At 72.4% G+C, this 19,864-nt stretch carries 22 protein-coding genes; 13 read left to right on the forward strand and 9 right to left on the reverse strand.

Annotated elements, in window-relative coordinates; all coding sequences use genetic code 11:
- Window positions 1-227: 227 nt before the first annotated feature.
- The gene (locus tag ACZ45T_RS16025) at window positions 228-752 is read right to left on the reverse strand and encodes a hypothetical protein (protein ID WP_468441577.1); all 525 of its coding nucleotides are present in this window, start codon (window positions 750-752) and stop codon (window positions 228-230) included.
- A complete protein-coding gene (locus tag ACZ45T_RS16030; RefSeq protein WP_468441579.1) occupies window positions 752-1,159 on the reverse strand; it encodes a DUF6325 family protein in 408 nt (135 codons plus the stop codon). The genes ACZ45T_RS16025 and ACZ45T_RS16030 overlap by 1 nt, the downstream gene beginning before the upstream one ends.
- Window positions 1,160-1,254: 95 nt before the next feature.
- On the opposite strand from ACZ45T_RS16030, the gene ACZ45T_RS16035 reads away from it, so the two are divergent.
- Genes ACZ45T_RS16035 through ACZ45T_RS16045 form a run of 3 tightly spaced genes read left to right on the forward strand, consistent with a single transcriptional unit; the run spans window position 1,255 to window position 4,605 of the window.
- Window positions 1,255-2,625: an FtsW/RodA/SpoVE family cell cycle protein gene (locus tag ACZ45T_RS16035; RefSeq protein WP_468441581.1), complete on the forward strand. Its 1,371-nt coding sequence runs from the start codon at window positions 1,255-1,257 to the stop codon at window positions 2,623-2,625.
- Entirely contained in the window at window positions 2,622-4,082 is a 1,461-nt protein-coding gene (locus ACZ45T_RS16040; protein ID WP_468441583.1) for a penicillin-binding transpeptidase domain-containing protein, read from the forward strand. The genes ACZ45T_RS16035 and ACZ45T_RS16040 overlap by 4 nt, the downstream gene beginning before the upstream one ends.
- 43 nt (window positions 4,083-4,125) lie before the next feature.
- The gene (locus ACZ45T_RS16045) at window positions 4,126-4,605 is read left to right on the forward strand and encodes a DUF3291 domain-containing protein (protein WP_468441585.1); all 480 of its coding nucleotides are present in this window, start codon (window positions 4,126-4,128) and stop codon (window positions 4,603-4,605) included.
- A gap of 86 nt (window positions 4,606-4,691) precedes the next feature.
- Here ACZ45T_RS16045 and ACZ45T_RS16050 read toward each other — a convergent pair whose 3' ends face one another.
- Entirely contained in the window at window positions 4,692-5,798 is a 1,107-nt protein-coding gene (locus ACZ45T_RS16050; RefSeq protein ID WP_468441587.1) for a ferritin-like domain-containing protein, read from the reverse strand.
- A gap of 167 nt (window positions 5,799-5,965) precedes the next feature.
- Between ACZ45T_RS16050 and ACZ45T_RS16055 the strand changes: the two genes are divergently transcribed.
- The 3 genes from ACZ45T_RS16055 to ACZ45T_RS16065 all read left to right on the forward strand — a co-directional run bounded on the left by ACZ45T_RS16055 (window position 5,966) and on the right by ACZ45T_RS16065 (window position 8,029).
- A complete protein-coding gene (locus ACZ45T_RS16055) occupies window positions 5,966-6,898 on the forward strand; it encodes an AurF N-oxygenase family protein (protein ID WP_468441589.1) in 933 nt (310 codons plus the stop codon).
- Window positions 6,899-7,035: 137 nt separating this feature from the next.
- Entirely contained in the window at window positions 7,036-7,749 is a 714-nt protein-coding gene (locus tag ACZ45T_RS16060; protein WP_468441591.1) for a TetR/AcrR family transcriptional regulator, read from the forward strand.
- A 10-nt stretch (window positions 7,750-7,759) separates the two neighbouring features.
- Entirely contained in the window at window positions 7,760-8,029 is a 270-nt protein-coding gene (locus ACZ45T_RS16065) for a hypothetical protein (protein ID WP_468441593.1), read from the forward strand.
- Window positions 8,030-8,093: 64 nt separating this feature from the next.
- On the opposite strand, the gene ACZ45T_RS16070 is transcribed toward ACZ45T_RS16065, so the two are convergent.
- From ACZ45T_RS16070 to ACZ45T_RS16080, 3 genes are all read right to left on the reverse strand, one after another.
- Window positions 8,094-9,353 carry a histidine kinase dimerization/phospho-acceptor domain-containing protein gene (locus ACZ45T_RS16070; protein WP_468441595.1) on the reverse strand — a complete coding sequence of 420 codons (1,260 nt, stop codon included), beginning with the start codon at window positions 9,351-9,353 and terminating at the stop codon, window positions 8,094-8,096.
- Window positions 9,350-10,087: a hypothetical protein gene (locus tag ACZ45T_RS16075; protein ID WP_468441597.1), complete on the reverse strand. Its 738-nt coding sequence runs from the start codon at window positions 10,085-10,087 to the stop codon at window positions 9,350-9,352. Before ACZ45T_RS16075 ends, ACZ45T_RS16070 begins: the two co-directional genes overlap by 4 nt.
- A 118-nt stretch (window positions 10,088-10,205) precedes the next feature.
- Window positions 10,206-10,838, reverse strand: a complete 633-nt coding sequence (locus tag ACZ45T_RS16080; protein WP_468441599.1) for a hypothetical protein — start codon at window positions 10,836-10,838, stop codon at window positions 10,206-10,208.
- Between the two features lie 185 nt (window positions 10,839-11,023).
- Here ACZ45T_RS16080 and ACZ45T_RS16085 point away from each other — a divergent pair, with 185 nt between their 5' ends.
- Window positions 11,024-11,839 carry a nuclease-related domain-containing protein gene (locus ACZ45T_RS16085; RefSeq protein ID WP_468441601.1) on the forward strand — a complete coding sequence of 272 codons (816 nt, stop codon included), beginning with the start codon at window positions 11,024-11,026 and terminating at the stop codon, window positions 11,837-11,839.
- A 180-nt stretch (window positions 11,840-12,019) separates the two neighbouring features.
- Here ACZ45T_RS16085 and ku read toward each other — a convergent pair whose 3' ends face one another.
- Window positions 12,020-13,102, reverse strand: a complete 1,083-nt coding sequence (ku, locus tag ACZ45T_RS16090; RefSeq protein ID WP_468441603.1) for a non-homologous end joining protein Ku — start codon at window positions 13,100-13,102, stop codon at window positions 12,020-12,022.
- A gap of 36 nt (window positions 13,103-13,138) precedes the next feature.
- On the opposite strand from ku, the gene ligD reads away from it, so the two are divergent.
- Entirely contained in the window at window positions 13,139-14,023 is an 885-nt protein-coding gene (gene ligD / locus ACZ45T_RS16095; RefSeq protein WP_468441605.1) for a non-homologous end-joining DNA ligase, read from the forward strand.
- Window positions 14,023-14,907 carry an ATP-dependent DNA ligase gene (locus ACZ45T_RS16100; RefSeq protein ID WP_468441971.1) on the forward strand — a complete coding sequence of 295 codons (885 nt, stop codon included), beginning with the start codon at window positions 14,023-14,025 and terminating at the stop codon, window positions 14,905-14,907. The genes ligD and ACZ45T_RS16100 overlap by 1 nt, the downstream gene beginning before the upstream one ends.
- Before the next feature lie 53 nt (window positions 14,908-14,960).
- Here the strand turns inward: ACZ45T_RS16100 and ACZ45T_RS16105 are convergent, their stop codons facing one another.
- The gene (locus ACZ45T_RS16105) at window positions 14,961-15,356 is read right to left on the reverse strand and encodes a DUF6479 family protein (protein ID WP_468441607.1); all 396 of its coding nucleotides are present in this window, start codon (window positions 15,354-15,356) and stop codon (window positions 14,961-14,963) included.
- Between the two features lie 50 nt (window positions 15,357-15,406).
- The gene (locus tag ACZ45T_RS16110) at window positions 15,407-16,399 is read right to left on the reverse strand and encodes an XdhC family protein (RefSeq protein WP_468441609.1); all 993 of its coding nucleotides are present in this window, start codon (window positions 16,397-16,399) and stop codon (window positions 15,407-15,409) included.
- Window positions 16,400-16,715: 316 nt separating this feature from the next.
- Between ACZ45T_RS16110 and ACZ45T_RS16115 the strand changes: the two genes are divergently transcribed.
- From ACZ45T_RS16115 to ACZ45T_RS16130, 4 genes are read left to right on the forward strand one after another with little or no spacing between them, the layout of a single operon-like run.
- Entirely contained in the window at window positions 16,716-17,153 is a 438-nt protein-coding gene (locus ACZ45T_RS16115) for a hypothetical protein (RefSeq protein WP_468441611.1), read from the forward strand.
- An 18-nt stretch (window positions 17,154-17,171) separates the two neighbouring features.
- Window positions 17,172-18,023: an ABC transporter ATP-binding protein gene (locus ACZ45T_RS16120; protein WP_468441613.1), complete on the forward strand. Its 852-nt coding sequence runs from the start codon at window positions 17,172-17,174 to the stop codon at window positions 18,021-18,023.
- Window positions 18,020-19,249 carry a hypothetical protein gene (locus ACZ45T_RS16125; protein WP_468441615.1) on the forward strand — a complete coding sequence of 410 codons (1,230 nt, stop codon included), beginning with the start codon at window positions 18,020-18,022 and terminating at the stop codon, window positions 19,247-19,249. Before ACZ45T_RS16120 ends, ACZ45T_RS16125 begins: the two co-directional genes overlap by 4 nt.
- Window positions 19,242-19,808 (forward strand): hypothetical protein, encoded by a 567-nt coding sequence (locus ACZ45T_RS16130; RefSeq protein ID WP_468441617.1) that lies wholly within the window; start codon window positions 19,242-19,244, stop codon window positions 19,806-19,808. The genes ACZ45T_RS16125 and ACZ45T_RS16130 overlap by 8 nt, the downstream gene beginning before the upstream one ends.
- Window positions 19,809-19,864: the final 56 nt, after the last annotated feature.

Raw genomic sequence — 19,864 nt, forward strand, 5'->3', positions numbered from 1 at the left:
AAGGCCATCGCGTAGCGACGCGACCGTAGGGAGCGCCCTTGAGGGACCGGCCCGACACGGAGAGACGATGAGACTGACGGGAAACCCCCATACAGCTCTCTGATTCCGGCGGAGGGGCTCCCGCCCACCCCCGACCCCGCCGCACAGCCTGATCCCGCCCCGCCCGGGCTCCGCCCACCGAAGCCAACCCCACACCATCCGACCCCGCCCGCCGGCATTCCGCCGCCTCACCCCCGCAGCAGGCGTGCCTTGGCCGTCGTGAACTCCTGCGGGGTGAGCAGGCCCTCGCGGGCCAGGGCGGCCAGTTGGGTCAGCTCCGCCACCAGGCCGGCCGGGAGTGTCGCTCCGCCCGGCGGGGCTTCCTCCGGGTGGGACTCCAGGGGGCCGGTCTCCGGCCGCTCCACCGGCTCCCGCCCCGGCTCCCGCTCCCGCCCCGGCTCCCGCTCCGGCCCCGGCCCCCGCTCCAGCCCCACCCCCGGCTCCCGCCCCGGCTCCCGCCCCGGCTCCCGCCCCGGCTCCGGCTCCGGCTCGGCCTCCGGCTCCCACAGCGGCTCCGGCTCCGGTTCCCGCTCCCCGCGCTCCTGCGGCTCGATCCGTCCCGTCGGCCGCCACTGCACCCCGTGCCGTGGCTCGTCCGCGGGAACCGTGCCCTCCTCGGTTCCCGCCGCCCGCGCCAGCAGGCCCCGTAGCAGCGGGCGGCCCGCGGGGCGGTCCGCCGAGCGGACCGTCACTCCCACCGGTCGGATGAACATCACGCCACCCCCGCCCGGGGGTCCGGCGCCATCCGGTCCAGGGGGATGCGGACCGAGCCGACGATCCGCCCGCCCGCCGCCCGTACGGCGATCGCCGCGTCCTCGGCCCACACGTGTTCGACCACCAGCAGCAGCGCGCAGCTCCCGCGCTCCAGCAGCCCCGCGGCCTCCTGTACGTCCTCCGGCCCGATCAGCCGTGCCACGTCCCGCCCCGTCAGCAGGCCCTGAAGCTCCACGAACTCGTCGAACTCGGCCGCCAGCACCTCGCCCGCCGCCGTCTTCGTCGCGACGAGACCGTCGATCAGCCGGACCACCCCGGCCTTGCGCAGCCCCATCACGGCCTCGACCGCCGGTACCCGCAGCTGCTCCTCGGGAAAGGCGAGGACGATGAATTCCACAGGTCCCATAAGGCTCGGCTCCTGATTCCGACCGTTTCTGACGACTCTTCGGCACACTATGACATAAGCGGACATACCATCCGTCTGCTTGCTACGTTTGCCGCATGACCGCTCTGACGGCAAAGGTGGCGGAGCCAGCCCCGCCCCCGCCTCCCGACGCCCGCGCCCCCATGCGCCGCGGCGTCGAGCTGACGCTCCTCGCCGGCGCCGTCCTGATCTCCGTCCTCGGCCACCTCCACGTCGGCCTCGCGACCACCGGCCACATCCCCGCCGCCACCGCCCGCTACGCCGCCGGCCTCGCCGCGGCCGCCCTGATCGCGCACCTCGCCGTCCGCCTCAGGGCCCCGTACGCCGACCCCCTCGTGCTCCCGATCGCCGTCCTGCTCAACGGGCTCGGCCTCGTCCTCATCCAGCGGCTCGACGCGACCACCCCTACCCACCTCACCGCCGACGACCAACTCCTCTGGTCCGGACTCGGGATGGCGCTGTTCGTCGCCGTGGTGGCGCTGCTCCGCGACCACCGCGTCCTCCAGCGCTACGCGTACCTCTCCGTCGCTGCCGCCCTGGTGCTGATGCTGGTGCCCGTCTTCTTCCCGGCGGTCAACGGCGCGCACATCTGGATCCGGTTCGCCGGACTCTCCTTCCAGCCGGGGGAGTTCGCCAAGATCCTGCTCGCCGTCTTCTTCGCCGCCTACCTGGCCGCGAACCGCACCGCCCTCGCGCTCACCGGCCGCCGGCTCTTCTGGAAGCTGCGCCTCCTCCCCGGCCGGGTGCTCGGCCCGATCCTCGCGATCTGGCTGCTCAGCGTCGGCGTACTGGTCCTGGAGCGGGACCTGGGGACCTCGCTGCTGTTCTTCGGACTGTTCGTGATCATGCTGTTCACCGCCACCGGACGGATCGGCTGGATCGCGATCGGGCTGGTGCTCGCCGCCCTCGGCGCGTACGCCGTGGGGACCTTCGAGCCGCACGTGAACAGCCGCGTGGAGGACTGGCTGAATCCCTTCGCCTCCATCGAGCGCGGCGAAGGCCCCGGTCAGCTCGCCCAGTCCCTCTTCGCCTTCGGCGCCGGCGGCCTCCTCGGCGCCGGCCTCGGCCACGGCCAGTCCTTCCTCATCGGCTTCGCCGCCAAGTCGGACTTCGTCCTCGCCACCGCCGGCGAGGAGCTCGGCCTCGTCGGCCTCGCCGCGATCCTGCTCCTCTACGGGCTCCTCGTGGCCCGCGGTTTCCGCGCCGGGCTGGCACTGCGCGACCCCTTCGGCCGGCTGCTCGCCACCGGGCTCGCCTCGATCGTCGCCCTCCAGGTCTTCGTCATCGCGGGCGGGGTCACCGGGCTGATCCCGCTCACCGGCATGGCCATGCCCTTCCTGGCCCAGGGTGGCTCCTCCGTCGTCACCAACTGGATCATCGTCGCCCTGCTGGTCCGGCTCAGCGACAGCGCCCGCAGACCCCGCCCCGCACAGGAGCCGGCCGAGTGATCCGCTACATCCGCTGGTGCGCGTACTTCTGCGCGGCCCTGCTCGTCGCCCTGCTGGTCAACATCGCCCGCGTGCAGGTCTGGGAGTCGGCCGGCTACGGCGCGAACCCGGCCAACAAACGCCCCGCCATCGAGCGCTACGCACAGCCGCGCGGGGACATCCTGGTCGACGGGCACCCCGTCACCGGCTCCCGCGACAGCGGCCAACTGCTGCGCTACGAGCGGACCTACGAGAACGGCCCGCTCTACGCCCCCGTCACCGGCTTCTCCTCCCAGACCTACGGGACCAGCTTCGTGGAGCGGGCCGAGGACGCGATCCTCGCGGGCACCGACCCGGGGCTCTCGGCCTTCCCCCTCTGGTACGACCTGTCCCGCGGCCGCCCGGCCGGCGGGAACGCCGCCACCACCGTCCGCTCGGGCATGCAGCTGGCCGCGTACGTCGGACTCGCGGGCAAGCGCGGGGCGGTGGCCGCCGTCGAGCCGGCCACCGGGAAGATCCTCGCGCTGGTCAGCAGCCCCTCGTACGACCCCTCCGTGCTCGCCGGCACGGGTACGAAGGTCAAGGAGGCCTGGACGGCGCTGAACGCGGACCCGGCGCGGCCGATGCTCAACCGGGCGCTGCGCGAGACGTACCCGCCCGGCTCCACCTTCAAGATCGTGACGGCGGCGGCCGCCCTCGACGCGGGCGTGGTCACCGATGTGGACGCGCCGACCCGGACCCCCGACCCGTACCCGCTGCCCGGGACCAGCACCCTGCTGCCGAACGCGGGCACGGGCTGCGAGGACGCCTCGATGGCGGACGCGGTGCAGTGGTCGTGCAACACGGTGATGGCGAAGATCGGGGTACAGGTCGGGCTGCGCGGGATGGTGGACGCGGCGCGGCGCTTCGGTTTCAACGGCGACGGGCTGCGGGTCCCCTCGTGGGTGTCCCGGTCGAACTTCGACACCGACATGAGCCAGGACCAGCTGGCCCTGTCCTCGATCGGGCAGTTCAACACCAAGGCGACGCCGCTCCAGATGGCGATGGTGGCGGCGGCGGTCGCCAACGGCGGCGAGCTCAAGTCCCCCTACCTGGTGGAGCGGACGACCCAGGACGACGGCTCTCCGGTCCGGCGCGGCGGCCAGCGCAGCCTGGGCCGGGCGATGAGCCCGGTCACCGCGCTGCGGCTCCAGGAGCTGATGGTGAAGGTGGTGGAGAACGGGACGGGCAGGAACGCGGCGATCCCGGGCGCGGTGGTCGGCGGCAAGACCGGCACCGCGCAGCACGGCGTCGGCAACGCGGGGACCCCGTACGCGTGGTTCATCGCGTGGGCCAAGGCGGAGGGCGAGGCGGTGCCGCGGGTCGCGGTGGCCGTGGTGGTCGAGGACGCGGCGGCGGACCGCGGGGACATCAGCGGGAACCTGGCCGCCGCGCCGATCGCGCGGGCGGTCATGGAGGCGGCGCTGTCCACGCGTTGAAATGCCGCGCGGCGGACCGCTCCGGGCTGGTAGCCGTACGGGTATGAGCTACCAACTCGCCCAAGTGAACATAGCCCGCCTCAAGTACCCCTTGGACTCACCGGAACTGAAGGACTTCGTGGACGGCCTCGAACCGGTGAACGCCGTCGCCGACGCGGCGGACGGCTTCGCGTGGCGGCTGCAGAGCGAGGAGGGGGACGCGACCGACATCGCCTTCTTCGGCGACGAGTGGATCCTGGTGAACATGTCGGTGTGGCGCGACGCCGACGCGCTGACCGCCTTCATGTACCAGGGGCGTCACCGCGAACTGATGTCGCGCAGGCGGGAGTGGTTCGAGCACGTCACCGAGGCCATGACGGCCCTGTGGTGGGTCCCGGCGGGGGAGCGACCCACGGTGGTGGACGCGGAGCAGCGGCTGCTGCACCTGCGGGAACACGGCCCGACCCCACACGCCTTCACCCTCCGCACCTCGTTCCCGGCAAATTCCAGCCCGGCCGCACCCTCCAGCCCCGCCGGCGTTTGAGGCGCGGGGTCCGGGGCGGAGCCCCGAAAGGCCCGCGCGCCCCGCACCCCGCAGGACCCCGCACCCCGCACCGGGAACCGGCACGGCTACGCCTCGCCCCCGTCCGAGATCGCGGCCTCGACCTCCTCCACCCGCTCCGCCTCCTCGGCCGCGAACCGTTCGCGGTCGAGGGCCTCGGCGATCTCCTCGTCCTGGCTCATCAGCAGGTCCAGGTTGGAGTCGCCCATGTCGAAGACCCCCATGTCCAGGTACGCCCGCTGGAGCCGCTCTCCCCACAGCCCGATGTCCTTCACGCACGGCACGATCCGGCTGAAGAGCAGCTTGCGGAACAGCTGCAGGAATTCCGCCTCCTCGCTGTACTGCTCCGCCTCCTTCTTCGGGATGCCGAAGTTCTCCAGCACCTCCACCCCGCGCAACCGGTCCCGCATCAGGTAGCAGCCCTCGATCACGAACTCCTCGCGCTCGCGCCGCTCGGCGTCCGTCAGCTGTTTGTAGTAGTCGCGCAGCGCCATCCGCCCGAACGCCACGTGCCGGGCCTCGTCCTGCATCACGTACGCCAGGATCTGCTTCGGCAGCGGCTTGTCGGTCGTGTCGCGGATCATGCCGAACGCCGCCAGCGCGAGCCCCTCGATGAGCACCTGCATGCCCAGGTACGGCATGTCCCAGCGGGAATCGCGCAAAGTGTCGCCGAGCAGCGCCTGGAGGCTGTCGTTGACCGGGTAGAGCATCCCGACCTTCTCGTGCAGGAAGCGCCCGAAGATCTCGGCGTGCCGGGCCTCGTCCATGGTCTGGGTGGCGGAGTAGAACTTCGCGTCAAGGTCCGGCACCGACTCCACGATGCGGGCCGCGCACACCATCGCGCCCTGCTCGCCGTGCAGGAACTGGCTGAAGTTCCAGGAGGCGTAGTGCCGGCGCAGCTCGCCCTTGTCCTTCTCGGTGAGCTTGGCCCAGTGGCGCGTTCCGTACAGCGTCAGGGCCTCGTCCGGGGTGCCGAGCGGGTTGTACGGGTCGACTTCGATGTCCCAGTCGATGCGCTTGGCGCCGTCCCACTGCTTGTCCTTGCCCTTCTGGTAGAGGGCGAGGAGCCGCTCGCGGCCGTCGTCGTATTCCCAGCTGAAGCGGGCGGAACCGGTGGCGGGCACCTGCCAGATGGCCTCGCCCGGGTTGGTGGTGTAGAGCTCGTGCGTCGACATTGACGCCCCCTCGTCTCACGTACTGCCGTGTGGGACCGGATAGTTGGCAGGGTCACACGTTGGTAGACGCCGGGTCAACAAGTCGTGCGCGGGGGATTGACGACCTTGCTGACAAGCAGTCTCATAACTGATGACCGCCGGTAACCCGATGACGAGGTGTCCCCGCCATGACCACCGTGACGACCGAACCAGCCGCGCTCAGGGACGCCCTCGGCCTGCTCAAGGACCGGGAGCAGATCGCCGAGCGGCTGCTCGAATCCTCGGCCAAGCACTCCTTCGACCCCGACAAGGAACTCGACTGGGACGCCCCTCTGGTCGAGGGCAAGTTCTACTGGCCGCCGGAGCTGCTCTCCCTCTACGACACCCCCCTCTGGAGGAAGATGGGGGAGGAGCAGCGCATCGACCTGTCCCGCCACGAGGCCGCCGCGCTCGGCTCGCTCGGCATCTGGTTCGAGATCATCCTGATGCAGCTCCTGGTCCGCCACATCTACGACAAGTCCCTGACCAGCAATCACGTCCGCTACGCACTCACCGAGATCGCCGACGAGTGCCGCCACTCGATGATGTTCGCCCGCATGATCCAGAAGTCCGGCGCCCCCGCGTACCCGGTCTCCCGCCTCAACCACAACCTCGCGCGGGTGCTGAAGACCGTCTCCACCACCCCCGGCTCCTTCGCCTGCACCCTCCTCGGCGAGGAGATCCTCGACTGGATGCAGCGCCTGACCTTCCCGGACGAGCGCGTCCAGCCGCTCATCCGCGGGGTCACCCGGATCCACGTCATCGAGGAGGCCCGGCACGTCCGCTACGCCCGCGAGGAACTGCGCCGCCAGATGCTGACGGCCCCGCGCTGGGAACAGGAGCTCACCCGCATCAGCTGCGGCGAGGCCGCCCGCGTCTTCTCGCTGGCCTTCGTGAACCCGGCCGTCTACGACAACATCGGCCTCGACCGCCGCGAAGCCGTCGCCCAGGTCAAGGCGAGCGGCCACCGCCGGGAGGTCATGCAGAGCGGCGCGAAGCGGCTCACCGACTTCCTCGACGACATAGGCGTACTGCGCGGAGTCGGCCGGAAACTGTGGCAGAGCTCGGGACTCCTGGCCTAGGGAGCGTCTTTCTGTCTGTCCGGCCGCCTGTCTTTCTTTCGGATCGGGCCCGGTGTCGCGTCAGGCCAGGCCTCGTGGGCCGGCCGCGATCCGAAAGAGACGGCCGCGGGCGGACGCCGTGGGGCTACCCTGCGGACATGACCGTACGCGCCTACCGCAGGCTGAGCGTCGAGGAGCGGCGAGCCCAACTCCTCGACGCCGCCCTCTCGCTGTTCGCGCACCGGGCGCCGGAGGACGTCTCGCTGGACGACGTGGCCGAGGCCGCCGGGGTCTCGCGCCCGCTCGTCTACCGCTACTTCCCGGGCGGAAAGCAGCAGCTGTACGAGGCCGCCCTGCGCTCGGCGGCCGACGTCCTCGAACTCTGCTTCGCCGAGCCGCAGTACGGCCCGCTGACGCAGCGCCTCTCCCGGGCCCTGGACCGCTACCTCGCCTTCGTCGACGAGCACGACGCCGGCTTCGCCGCCCTCCTCCAGGGCGGCAGCGTCGTCGAGACCTCCCGCACGACGGCGACGGTGGACGGCATCCGCCGGGCCGCAGCGGACCAGATCCTCTTCCACCTCGGGGTCCCGGCCCCCGGCCCCCGGCTGCGCATGATGGTCCGTACGTGGATCACGGCGGTCGAGGCGGCCTCCCTCATCTGGATCGACGAGGGCAAGCAGCCGCAGGTCGACTCCCTCCGGGACTGGCTGCTGGACCAGTTCATCGCCCTGCTGACGGCCACCGCGGCCACGGACCCGGAGACGGCCGCGGCCGCCCGTGCCGCCCTCGCCCTGGAATCGGCGGACGGGCCGGTCGGGGTCCTGGCCCGCCGCGTGATACCGGTGGTCTCCGAGGCGGCCCACCTGCTGTGACACTGGTGGGGTGAGAAGCGAACCGACCCCGTTCGAGGGCGGCCCGATGGACGGCCGGGTCCTCCCGATCCTCCTCGGCCCGACCGGGCACCCCCCGAAGTGGTACGAGATCCCGGTCCCGGCGGCCGACGGCGGCCCGCCGACGGTGCTGCTCTACGAACGCGTCCCCGCGGGCTACTCCAAGCGGCTGGGCCTCCAGAAGGGCTGGAAGTACCGGCACCTGCCGTCGGGCACGAAGCCGAAGCCCCGCTGGCCGTGGACGAAGTCCCCACGCGGCTGACCTCGGTCGGGCCATCGGTGCCGCCGTTCCGTCGTTCCAGGGGCTCAGCCCCGGACCCCACGCCTCAAACGCCGGCGGGGCCGGAAGGTGCGGCGGGCAGGGTCAGTACCGCCAGCCCCCCGCCGCCCTCCGCCTCCCGGAATTCCAGCCTCGCCCCGATCACCCCCGCCTGGCCCACGGCGATCGTCAGCCCGAGCCCGTGGCCCTTGCCGCCGCTGCGGAAGCGCTGCGGGCCGTGTGCCAGCAGGTATGCGGGGAAGCCGTCCCCGTGGTCCCGTACGGTCACCACCGGCCCGTCCACCGTCAGGACCACCGGCGCCCGCCCGTGCTTGTGCGCGTTGGCCACCAGATTCCCCAGGACCCGCTCCAGCCGCCGCCGGTCCGTCTCCACGTGCGCGTCCCGGACGACCACCACGTCGGTGTCCGTCCCCGACGCCCGCACCACCCGCCGTACCAGCCGCCCCAGCTGGTGCAGATCGGTCTCCACCACCTCGCTGCCCGAGTCCAGCCGCGAGATCTCCAGAAGGTCCTCCGTCAGCTGCCGCATCGTGCGTACCCGCTCGCGCACCAGCTCCGTCGGCCGGCTCTCCGGCAGCAGCTCCGACGCCGCCTGCAACCCCGTCAGCGGCGTGCGGAGCTCGTGCGCCACGTCCGCCGTGAACCGCCGTTCGCTCTCCAGCTTCGACTGCAGGCTCCCCGCCATCGTGTCCAGCGCCGCGGCCACCGTCGCCACCTCGTCCTGGTGCCGCGAGGGGTCCTTCGTCCGCGGGTCGTCCACGCGCGCGTCGAGGTCGCCCTGGGTGATCCGGCGCGCCACGGTCGCCGTCTGGTGCAGCCGCCGCGTCACCCGGGTCACCGCGAAGGCGCCCACCAGCAGCGTCCCGCCGATCGCCAGCACGGACGACCCGATGATCGCGTTGTCCAGCCCGCTGATCGTGCGCGCGCTCTGCCCGTAGTCGATGGCGGTCGCCAGCGCCCGCCCGTCCGCCGGCGCCGCCGCCCACATCGTGGGCCGGCCCCGGTAGTCCGCCACGACCGTCGCGCGCTGCCCGCCCACGGCGAGCGCCCGCAGCTCCGGCGGCAACCCCACGGGATCCAGCCCCGCATCGGGCGGCAGGGCCTCGCCCGCCTCGTACGCGCGGGACGCGTCGTGCAGCTTGCCGAGGGCCTTCTCCCGCGCCGTGGCCACGGTCTGGCGGGTGACCTCCACGTGCACGAGCGCACCCAGTACGGCGGCCAGCGAGCAGCACATCACGACGATGAAGCACGCCGCCTTCCAGGTCAGCGTGGCCGTCCAGGCGGGCAGCCGCAGCCGCGGTCTCACGGGGCGCTCGGAGCCGAGGGCTGGGGAGTGAGCGGGGGCTTCGGATTTCCGGGCACCCGTACGATCTGCTCGCGCGTCGGCAGCATGGTGAGCTGCTTCTCGTCCCAGGACCAGGCGGTGATCAGCTCGTAGCCGTGGTTCCCGCTGGGCACGCGCAGGATCACGTCCCGCCCGGCCAGTTCCACCGAGATGACGGTCTCGGTGGTCGCCATGATCCGGTTGAGCCGCCCGTCGGGGTCTGCCGTGTACACCCGTACGGACATCATCTTGTCCGGGAACTCGATGCCGACGATCAGCTCGTCCGTGCCGTTGCCCGTGAGGTCCCGGTAGTACGGCTTGAGCACCGGGCACGACTCGGGCTCTTCGTCGTCCTTCGTGCACGCCTTGATCGCGGCCGCGGTCTCGGGCGGCATCCCGTCGGCGACGTCCGTCTTCGGGTGGGCCCGCAGCTCCGCCTGGACGAGGGCCACCGGGTCGACGGCGTGCACGTTCTGGTCCTGGACGGGCGGGATCCCCTGGATGTACTCCGGGGGCGCCCCACCCGGATCGGCGGGCGGTACGGTCGCCCCCCGCCGGTCGGGCCACAGGTGTACGGGCCCGCTGGCGGTCGGCGTGGCACCGGCGCCGACCAGCCCGCCGGTGTCGCCGCAGCCCGCCAGCAGCGGAAGCAGCGGCAGCAGGGCGAGGGCCGGCAGGGTGCGGAGCGCGGCCGCACGGAAGCGAAACCTGGTCACGGCCGCTTGTGCCCTTCTGTCCGCGCTACGACGATGGTCGATCGCGTCAACCATATGCGCAGATACGCCCCTTTTACCCAAGCTGGCGGCGCCGATCGGTCAGCTGTTCAGCGGTCGGTCAGCTGTCGGTGCGCCCGCGGCGCAGCATCGCGAAGCCGAGCCCGGCGGCGCCGACGGCCGCGATACCGCCACCGGCCGCGAGCAGCAGCACGCCGTCGCCCGGGCCGTCGGCCAGCGTACTCAGGCGCTGCGCGTCCGAGGACCCGACGGCGACCTCGTGCCGGTCGGCGGCCGTCTGCCGCTGCGCCGAGGCGGGGACGACCTGCCCGTTGCGGGTCCCGGTCTTGTGCCCGTCGCCGCCCGAGACGGTGTGGTCGGCGCCCGCCACGGCGGTGTCGCCGGTCCAGGAGGTCAGCCGCCCGTCGGAGTCCAGCGTGGCGTGCAGGTCCCCGACGCCACCGACCCCGGTGATCCCGTCACGGCTCGTCAGGGTGGCGGCCTTGGCGCCCGCGGCGGTCAGGATGTCGGCCTGGTAGGCGCCCTTGGCCGTGCGGTAGACCTTCGCCGTGGACACCCCGTCGGCGAGGGAGAGGCTCTTGACCAGGATCCGCTGCGGGGCAGCGGAGTGCGCGGACGAGGCCGCGGGCACCCCCTCGGCCAGGGCGGCGGCGGTGGGCAGCGCCAGCAGACTTCCGGCGCATGCGGTCACGGCGGCGGCGCGAACGAGAGTGCGGCGGCTGACGGTGCTCACGGGAAGTCCTTCCGTCCTGGTCGGGGCCTGGCGTGTCCAGGTGGGATCAACCTAGGCGCCGGCCGTTGCGGCGGAGCCCCGGACGTGTAACAGCGAAGCCGCAACGTCCCGTCGGAGTCGTTACACAACCGAGGGATTGCCCTGCGCGGCCCCGGCTGCTCCCATGGACGGCGGGGGTGAGGGCGATGCGCGGACTCAAGGTACTGCCGAGCGGCCGGCCCGGCCGCGGCCGGCTGTACGTCAACCTGCCCGACGGGCGGGCGGTGGCCTGGTACGACCGGCAGGCCAACCGGATCAGCGTGCTCGCGGACGATCAGCGCGAGGCCATCCTGGCGGTGTTGCGCCCCTACTTGACCGGCACGGTCTCGATCGGCCCGCCCCCGATCCCCACGGCGGCCGACCTGCGGCGCCTCGCCCTCCCGCCGGACGCGGACCTGGCCCCGAACCGCCCGGGCGAGACCCTGCTGGGGGAGCTGACCCACGCCCCGGCGGGGACCCGGGCCCGGCACCGCCTGCGCCAGGACCTGTCCGCCCAGCAGCGGATGGGCGACGCCTTCGACGCCCTGGAGCCGGACGGCTGGCGGGTCCTGCACTGCGTCCCGCTCCCGGGCCTCGGCCACATCGACCACCTGCTCATCGGCCCGGCCGGGATCTTCTGCGTCCGCACGGTCCAGGGCCGCCGCCAGCGCGCGGTCGTCGGCGACCTCCTGCTCACCGTCGGCCGCACGGAACCCCGCCCGGACCCCCGCTGGACCCGCCGCGCGGCGGCCGCCGCCACCCGTGCCCTGTCCGCCACGGTCACCCCGACCCTGGTCCTGGTCGACGCCTCCCGCATCGAAGTGGCCCCCACGGTCCGCGACATCCGCGTCCTCCACCCCCCGACGGCCACCCCGGACCTCGCGGGCTCCCCGACCACCCTCAAACCCCCGGAGATCGACGCCCTGTTCGCCCGGGCCCGCGACACGAGAACCTGGCTGCGCCCATCCACAAGCCCGGCGTGATCCAGCCTCCGCCGCACTGATCCAGTCTCCGCCGCACTGATCCAGCCCCTCCGGCGTTTGAGGAGCGGGGTCTGGGGCGGAGCCCCTGGAGGCACCTCCCAGCGGTAGCTGGGGGAGGAACGGTGGAAGGGCGGGGCGGGGAGCAGCGCCGCAGGCCACCCCCGCCACCCCGCCACCCCGTCAGGCGGAGGACCGCTTCCGCGGCGTAGCCGTCTTCTTCGCGCCCGCGGCCGCCTTCTTGGCGGAGGTCGAAGTGGACTTGGCAGCCGCCGACTTGGCGGCCACCGACTTGGTCGACTTGGCCGTAGTGGTCTTCTTCTTCGTTGCGGCCGAAGCCGCAGCCTTCTTGGCCGAAGCCGCCGTCGACTTCTTCCCGCCCACCGCCTTCGGTGCAGCCGCAGCCGCGGCCCCACCCCCCGCCTTCCGCCGAATCGGAGTAACCTCCGCCTCCCCCTCCGTGGCGGGCCCACCAGCGGCCCCCTCCCCCCGGGAAGCCTTCGCTGCCCGCACGCTCTTCTCCAACGCCGCCATCAGGTCGATCACCTGCCCCCCGGCCGGTTCCACCACGGCCTCCGCCGGCTCGAACGCCCCACCCGCCTTCGCCGCGATCAACGCCTCCACGGCCTCCCGGTAGTCGTCGTGCAGCGAGGACATCTCCACCTCGCCGAGCGTCGCCATCAGCGCGTCCGCCAGGTCGAGTTCGGCCTCCCGTACCGACACGTCGGCCTCCGGCGCCACCCCCTCCGGCGCCCGGATCTCGTCCGGCCACAACAGCCCGTGCATCGCGATCACGTCGTCGACGACCCGCAGCATCCCCAGCCGTTCCCGCCCCCGCAGCGCGTACTTGGCGATCGCGACCTTCCGGCTCCGCTTCAACGCTTCCCGCAGCAGCGTGTACGGCTTCGCCGCCGTCGCCCCGTTGGCGGCCAGGTAGTACGCCGCGTCCATCTGCAGCGGATCGATCTCCTCCGCCGGTACGAACGACATGATCTCGATCGTCTTGGCGGTGGCGATCGGCAACTGCGCCAGGTCCTCATCGCTGATGGGGATGATCGACCCGTCCGCCTCCTCGTACCCCTTGCCGATCTCGGCGCCCGGCACTTCCTCGCCGTCCAGCTCGCACACCTTGCGGTAGCGGACCCGCCCGCCGTCGCTCAGGTGGATCTGGCGGAAGGAGATCGAGTGGCTTTCGGTGGCGTTCACGAGCTTGATCGGAATGCTCACCAAGCCGAAGGAGATCGCGCCGTTCCAGATGGATCGCATAGCCCGGTTCCTCCCGTTTCATGGCAGTCTCATCGTATGACGCCGATCACTTTGGTGGAGGGCCGTCGCATCGCGCTCAGCAATCTCGACAAGGTCCTGTACCCGGAGACCGGCTTCACCAAGGGCGAGGTGCTCCACTACTACGCCATCGTCGCGGGCTCCCTCCTCCCGCACATCCACGACCGACCGGTGTCCTTCCTGCGCTATCCCGACGGGCCGGAGGGCCAGCTCTTCTTCACGAAGAATCCGCCGCCCGGCACACCCGACTGGGTGAAGACCACCCCCGTGCCGCGCTCCGACGAGCCCTCCGCCGAACAGGTCGTCGTCGCCGACATGCCCTCCCTCATGTGGGCCGCCAACCTCGTCGTCGAGTTCCACACCCCCCAGTGGCCCGCCGGCCGCCCCGCCGTCGCCGACCGCCTGGTCCTCGACCTCGACCCCGGTGCGCCCGCCAGCATCGTCGAGTGCTGCGCCGCCGCGCTCTGGCTGCGCGACCGGCTCGCAGCCGACGGCCTGCACGCCTACGCCAAGACCTCCGGCTCCAAGGGCATGCACCTGGCCGTGCCGCTGGAGCCGACCCCGTCCGCGCAGGTGTCGGCGTACGCGAAGCTGCTCGCCCAGGAGGCCGAGCGCGAGCTCCCCGACCTCGTCGTCCACCGCATGGCCAAGGCGCTGCGCCCCGGCAAGGTCTTCGTCGACCACAGCCAGAACGCCGCCGCCAAGACCACCGCCGCCCCCTACACCCTGCGCGCGCGGGCCCGGCCGACCGTGTCCGCGCCCGTCTCCTGGGAGGAGGTCGCGGCCTGCCGGACCCCCGCCGACCTGGTCTTCCTCGCCGATGACATCCCGCCGCGACTGGCCCGCGACGGCGACCTCTTCGGCCCGGTGCTCGACCCCGACCGGGCGGGGCGGCTGCCGTGATCCGGGTGGCGCTGGCCGCGGCCGTACGCACCCTGCCGCGCGGGGCGGGGCTGGCGTACGAGCCGAAGTTCGACGGGCACCGCCTCGTCGTCCTGCGCACGGCGCAGGACGTCGTCCTGCAGGCCCGCTCGGGCCGCATCGTGACCAGCGCCTTCCCCGACCTGGCCACGGCCGCCCTGCAACTGCCCGCCGGGACGGTCCTCGACGGCGAGGTGGTGGTCTGGCACGCGGGCCGCACCGACTTCGCCCTCGTACAGCGGCGGGCGGCGGCCACCGCGGCCCGGGCCGCCGTGCTCGCGCAGAGCCTGCCGGCCTCGTACGCCGCCTTCGACGTGCTGGAACTGGCCGGGCTCGACCTGCGCGCCCGCCCGTACGAGCGCCGCCGCGCGCTCCTCGTCGATCTCCTCCTGCCCCTGGGCCCACCCCTCCAGCCGGTCCCCATGACCACGGACCCGGAACTGGCCGCCACCTGGTACGAGACCCTGCCCGCCAGCGGCATCGAGGGCCTGGTCGTCAAACGGCTGGACCAGGCCTACCCGGCCGGGCGGCGCGGCTGGCAGAAGCTCCGGCACACGGACGTCCGCGACGCGGCGGTGGTCGGCTACACGGGCACCCCGCGGCGCCCGCTCGCCCTGGTGCTCGTCCTGCCGGTCGGGGACGAGACCCCCCTCGTATCGAGCCCCCTGACGGCGGCCCTGCGCGCCGAGGTGGTGGCGGAGGTGGCCTCGCGCGCGCAGGCCGTCGGCCCGCCGGCCACGGTCACGGCGATCGGACTGGGGGAAGTCCCCTTCCACCCCGTCGACCCACCCCTCACGGCCGAGGTCCGCCACGCGTCGGCCCGCCACCCGCCCCCCGAGGTGCTCCGACTGAAGACGACCCTCTGACGGACCTCTGACCCGCGCGGGAGGCACGGGCCAGAGGTTCGATGGTCCAGGGGTCAGGCGTGGGCACCCCGCCCGGCGTCCGGGGGAGCCCCGGGCTGCGGGTGCGGGCCCGGTCCCTCCACGTGTTTGAACCCGGACTCGCGCTCCGCCCGGACCTCGTCCGGGTGGTCGGAGGTGGTGGAGCCGAAGTTCCCGTAGCCCTGCATCTCGTGCGGCCTCAGGCCGCCCTCGGGGATCTCCACCGGGTCCCGCTCCTCGCGGACCTCGTGTACGGCCCCGCCGTCGGGCAGGTGCGGCTGCTCCTCCGTGGTCGGGGGCGGCGGTTCCTTGGCCCGCACCCGCTGGCCCAGCTTGAATCCGCCGAGCAGCAGGGCGACGACGAGCAGTCCGACGACAAAGAACCACGCGATGTCGCTGAGGACCGCGTCCACGCTCAGGATCATGTCCATACCGCCCATTTTCGCGCACTCGACGGCGAAATGCGCATTTCGCTACTCCGTTACCCCCTCAGTGGCCCGTCCGAGTCGCGCAGCCCCTGGGCCTCCCGGCCGCCCAGCACTCCGAGGATCTCGGCGCAGATGGCCAGAGCCGTCTCCGCCGGGGTCTTGGCACCGAGGTCGAGACCGATCGGCCCGTGCACCCGAGCCAGCCGCGCCTCGCCCACCCCGGCGGCGACCAGCCCGTCCCGGCGCCTCGCCGTGGTCCGCCGCGAACCCAGCGCCCCCACGTACGGAACCTCCAGCGCAAGCGCCTTGCACAGCGTCGGCACGTCGAAGTCCGGCTCGTGACTGAGCAGCACCAGGCAGGCGGAGTCCCGGTGATCCGTGAGCACCTTCTCGGCGTCCGCCGCCGACTCCACGATCTCCGCGCCCCACTCCAGCAGGGCGGCCTGCCGGGCGATGATGTCGGCCAGCTCGCCCCCGCCCCCGATGACCACGTACGGGGCCGACGGGTACGCCTCGACGAGCACCAGCCCGGACTCCCCGTACAGCGCGTCCCGCCCGGGCCGCCGCGTGCGCAGCAGCTCGCCGGCCCGCCGTCCGGCATCATCACGCGCCTCATCGGTGGCCCGTACCACCTCGCTCACCACGTGGTCGGCCCGCTCGCCCAGCCGCGTGACCAGAGCCACCCCGGCCCCCTGCCCGAGCAGCTCCCACCACTCGGCGGGTACCGAATCCAGCGACTGCAGCAGGATCTCCGCCTGCCCGCCGCAGGTCAGCCGCGCCTCGACGGCCTCGCCCGCACCCACCGAGACCTCACACACCCGCGCGTTCTCCCGGGCGCCCATGGCCTCCATGGCCGCCGCCTCGGCGACGAGCTCGGCATCGAACACCCCCCGGTACAGGGCCCCGACACACTCCCCCCGCGCATCGAGGAGCACGGCCCCGGCCGGATCCCGCGGCCCGAACCCCTGCTCGGTCACGGGCCGCGCCAGAAACGCCGCCCGCCCTTCAGCCACCCACAGCCGGGCCGTCTCCACCAGCTCACGCATCCGCACCGCCCCATCCTTCTGCGAGTCAACTCCCCGCAAAGCACCAGGTCAACGGCACAATGCGGCCTCACCACCCACCCTAAGCACGCCCCCCACCCCTACCCACCCCCCAAAACCCACAGACCCCACCCCACCCCCCTCGTACAGACCACCGGAACCGTCCGGGCCCACGCCGGACGGGTGCCGCCGCCGCGTTGACGCCTACGTCACCCGTTCGGGGCTGATCGGGGCCTTGGCACCCCATCCGGGCTAAACAGCCACATACCGCATGGCATGCTCGGGCGACCCGAAACCCCCTGCTCCGAAAGGTGTGTTCATGCTCCACACCACCCCTCGAACGGCCGCCCTGGCCACTGGCGGGGTTCTCCTCGTCACGGCCATGGCGGGTTCCGCGTCAGCCGTGGGCTGGGGGAGCATCACCGTGTCCTATGACGGCAAGCCCCGCGCGACGGCGTACGGCGACTTCCGCAACGATCAAAACATCAATGCGAAGAACAAGGTCATGTCGAAGGACCTCGCTGCGGACGGCAACACGGTCTACACGACGGGGCATTGGTACTTCGAGAACGGTGCCGAGGTCTACCAGCTGAATACGCCCGAGCACAACCACACGTATTACGTCACCCACTACGTGAAGCACCCGCTCGAAGCCACGGCGAAATCCGTCCGGGGAGGCACCCGGGCGTGCGTGCAGCTCGGCTGGCCGGTTCCCGATACCTGCTCGGCCCAGGCGCTTCCCTCGTTCGACTACTGAGACACCGAGGACATCGCGATGATCAACTCTCCTCGGCGCGGGGACGGCGCACCGGATGAATCCGATCCTGTCCCCGACTCCGGCGACGGCGCCGCCCGCCTCCATGTCCGCGACCTTGTGGTCCGCTACCGGACCAGGACCGCCCTCGACATCCCGGCCCTCTCCTTCCGCCCCGGCGTCACCGCCCTCACCGGCTCCAACGGATCGGGCAAGACGACCCTGCTCAAGGCCTGCGCACTCCTCCTGCGACCCACGGCCGGGTCGGTCTCGCTCGGCGACCCGGGACCGGACCGTCGAACGAGCCTCCGCCGCTACCGCGAGGGCATCGGCTATCTTCCCCAAGCACCCGACTTCCCGGGCCACTTCACTGTTCGCGAAGCAGTGACGTATGCGGCGTGGCTGCGCGGTGTGCCCCGCAGCCGGCGCGCGGACGCCATCCAGCACGTGGTCGAGGACCTGAATCTCACCGACGTTGCCGATGCCCGCCTGCGCGGCCTCTCCGGAGGCAACCGCCAGCGCGCCCACATCGCCCAGGCCGTCGTTCACGAGCCCGGCGTCCTCCTCCTGGACGAGCCCACGACCGGCATCGACGTGGAACACCGCATCGAGCTGCGCACGTACCTGGCCCGCATGGGTCGCACGCGGTGCGTCGTCCTGAGCACGCACCACACCGAGGACATCGAGCTGCTGGCCGACCGGGTCGTCTCACTGCGCGAGGGCCGCATCGTCTTCGACGGCACGCCCACGGAGCTCATGGCCCGGGCCGACGGCGGCGCTGCCACCGCGACGGCCCGCTCGGTGGAACAGGCCCTCCACGATCTGAGCGGCGGCGGGAGCTCCGCCCAGGGTGTTGCGGGCGGTGGCCGTTGACCACCAGCGCTCTCCTCCTCCACATGCGCCGGTCGCTCGGCCGCACCGCCTTCCCCTTCTTCCTTCTCCTCGTAGTCCTCAACACCCTCCTGCGCTCGATGGCCTGGCGGCACGAGCCCATGTGGGCGGTGTACCAGTACAACTTCACCGTGATGCTGCTCGGCCCGCTGCTGGCAGGCGTGGCAGCTTGGGAAGGCCACCGCCTCTCCCGGGCCAACGCCTTCCTCAACGCCCACCACCGCCCCCTTGCGATGCTGGCGGCAGCCTGGGCCGCCCTCCTCGCCTGGTCCTCCGCGGCCTTCCTCTCCGGGCTGGCCCTGGTCCTCGGCCTGGTGGCCTGGGCCGGTACCCCACCCGCCCTCGGCCTTCCCGAACTCCTCACCCCCCTGCCCGCACTTGGACTCCTCGGCCTCGCATGCGCCGTCGGCCTCACGGCAGGCTGGCTCGGCGGTGACGGTGGCAAGCTCGCCGCTCCGATGGTGGCGATCGCCGTGTTCCTCGCCTTCCTCCTCCTTTACGCGGGTGACCTCTCCGAGTTCGTGATGGTCGGCGGAGCCACGAGCTCGCTCGTCGGGTTGCGCCCCAAGGCAGGCACCCAGACGTCCCAGGTGGCGTTCTACGTGGCCGCCACCCTCCTCGCGCTGCTCGCCGGAGCCTGGAGCGCCGCCCTCCACCGCCTGCGGCCGCGACACTTCCTCGCCGCGGCCGCCACCGCCGTGCTGTGCGCACTCTCGGCCGGCCACCTCGTGTCGGCCGACCCCCTGTACCTCGAAGCCCGTCCCGGCGATGTCCGCTGCCACGGCGCCAGCCCCGAGATCTGTCTCGGCCGCGGCTACACCTCGTACGAGCCCCACCTCCGCACGAGCCTCACCCCCTTGGTGCGGGCCATGGCGCAACTGGACCTCCCGGCCCCGTCCTCCTTCCGCCAGGACGCCCTGCGCAGCTCCACGAACACCGGACAGCTCTCCCGGGACACCCTCACGGGCGACCGCGAACTGCTGCTCGACATGTTCCTGGGCACCTACTACGGCTCCGACTGCGCCATCGAGCCCGGCAGCGTCATGGAACGCAATCACGTCAACGCCCGGTACTGGCTCTCCGAAGCCGTAGGCGTCCCCCCGTACGAGGACCCGGCCCTGGACCCCCGGCTCGCCACCGGCACCAGCGCCGAGCGGATCTCCGTAGCCCGCGCCGCGTTCCAGGGCTTGGCCGCCTGCGATGGCTAGCCTCCTCTACGTCCGCCGCTGGCGCCTCCGCCGCCAGGCGCTCGCAGCCCTGTTCTGCGCACTGCTCTGGCTCGCCACCCCGCTGCGGCTGTACGACGTACCGGCCCGCGACGGCGTACAAGGCGCCCTCTGGCCGATGGTTCCCGCCCTCTACGCGGCCTTCCTGCCCTCGGTCCTCGCCACGGCGGCCGAGGTCCAGGAGCAGATCACCCCAAGGGCCACCCGCATCCGGGCCACGACCACAGCGCTGGTCCTCGCCCTCGCAGCGGCCCTCGCCCTCACCGGCGCCGCCAACGACCCGGCCGTGGCCTTCCGCAACACCCTGCTCCTGACCGGCCTGGCCTTCTCCGGCTCCTGTCTCCTCCCGCCGGCGGCAGCCTGGACACCCCCGGTGGCCATCCCGATGATCATGTGGCTGATCGGCACCAAACCCCAGGCCCACGTGGAGCCCTGGTCCCTCCTCCTACTCCCGGGCACGGTTCCCTACACCTGGACCGTCACCACGGTCATCACGGCAACGGCCCTCACGGCATACCTCGTCCGCGGCCCCCGCCCCTGACCGCCGGGCAGGGGGGACCGGTGGGCCCAGGCCCGTACCTCCCTGGGTGAACACAC

The organism is Streptomyces sp. NPDC030995, assembly GCF_055571215.1.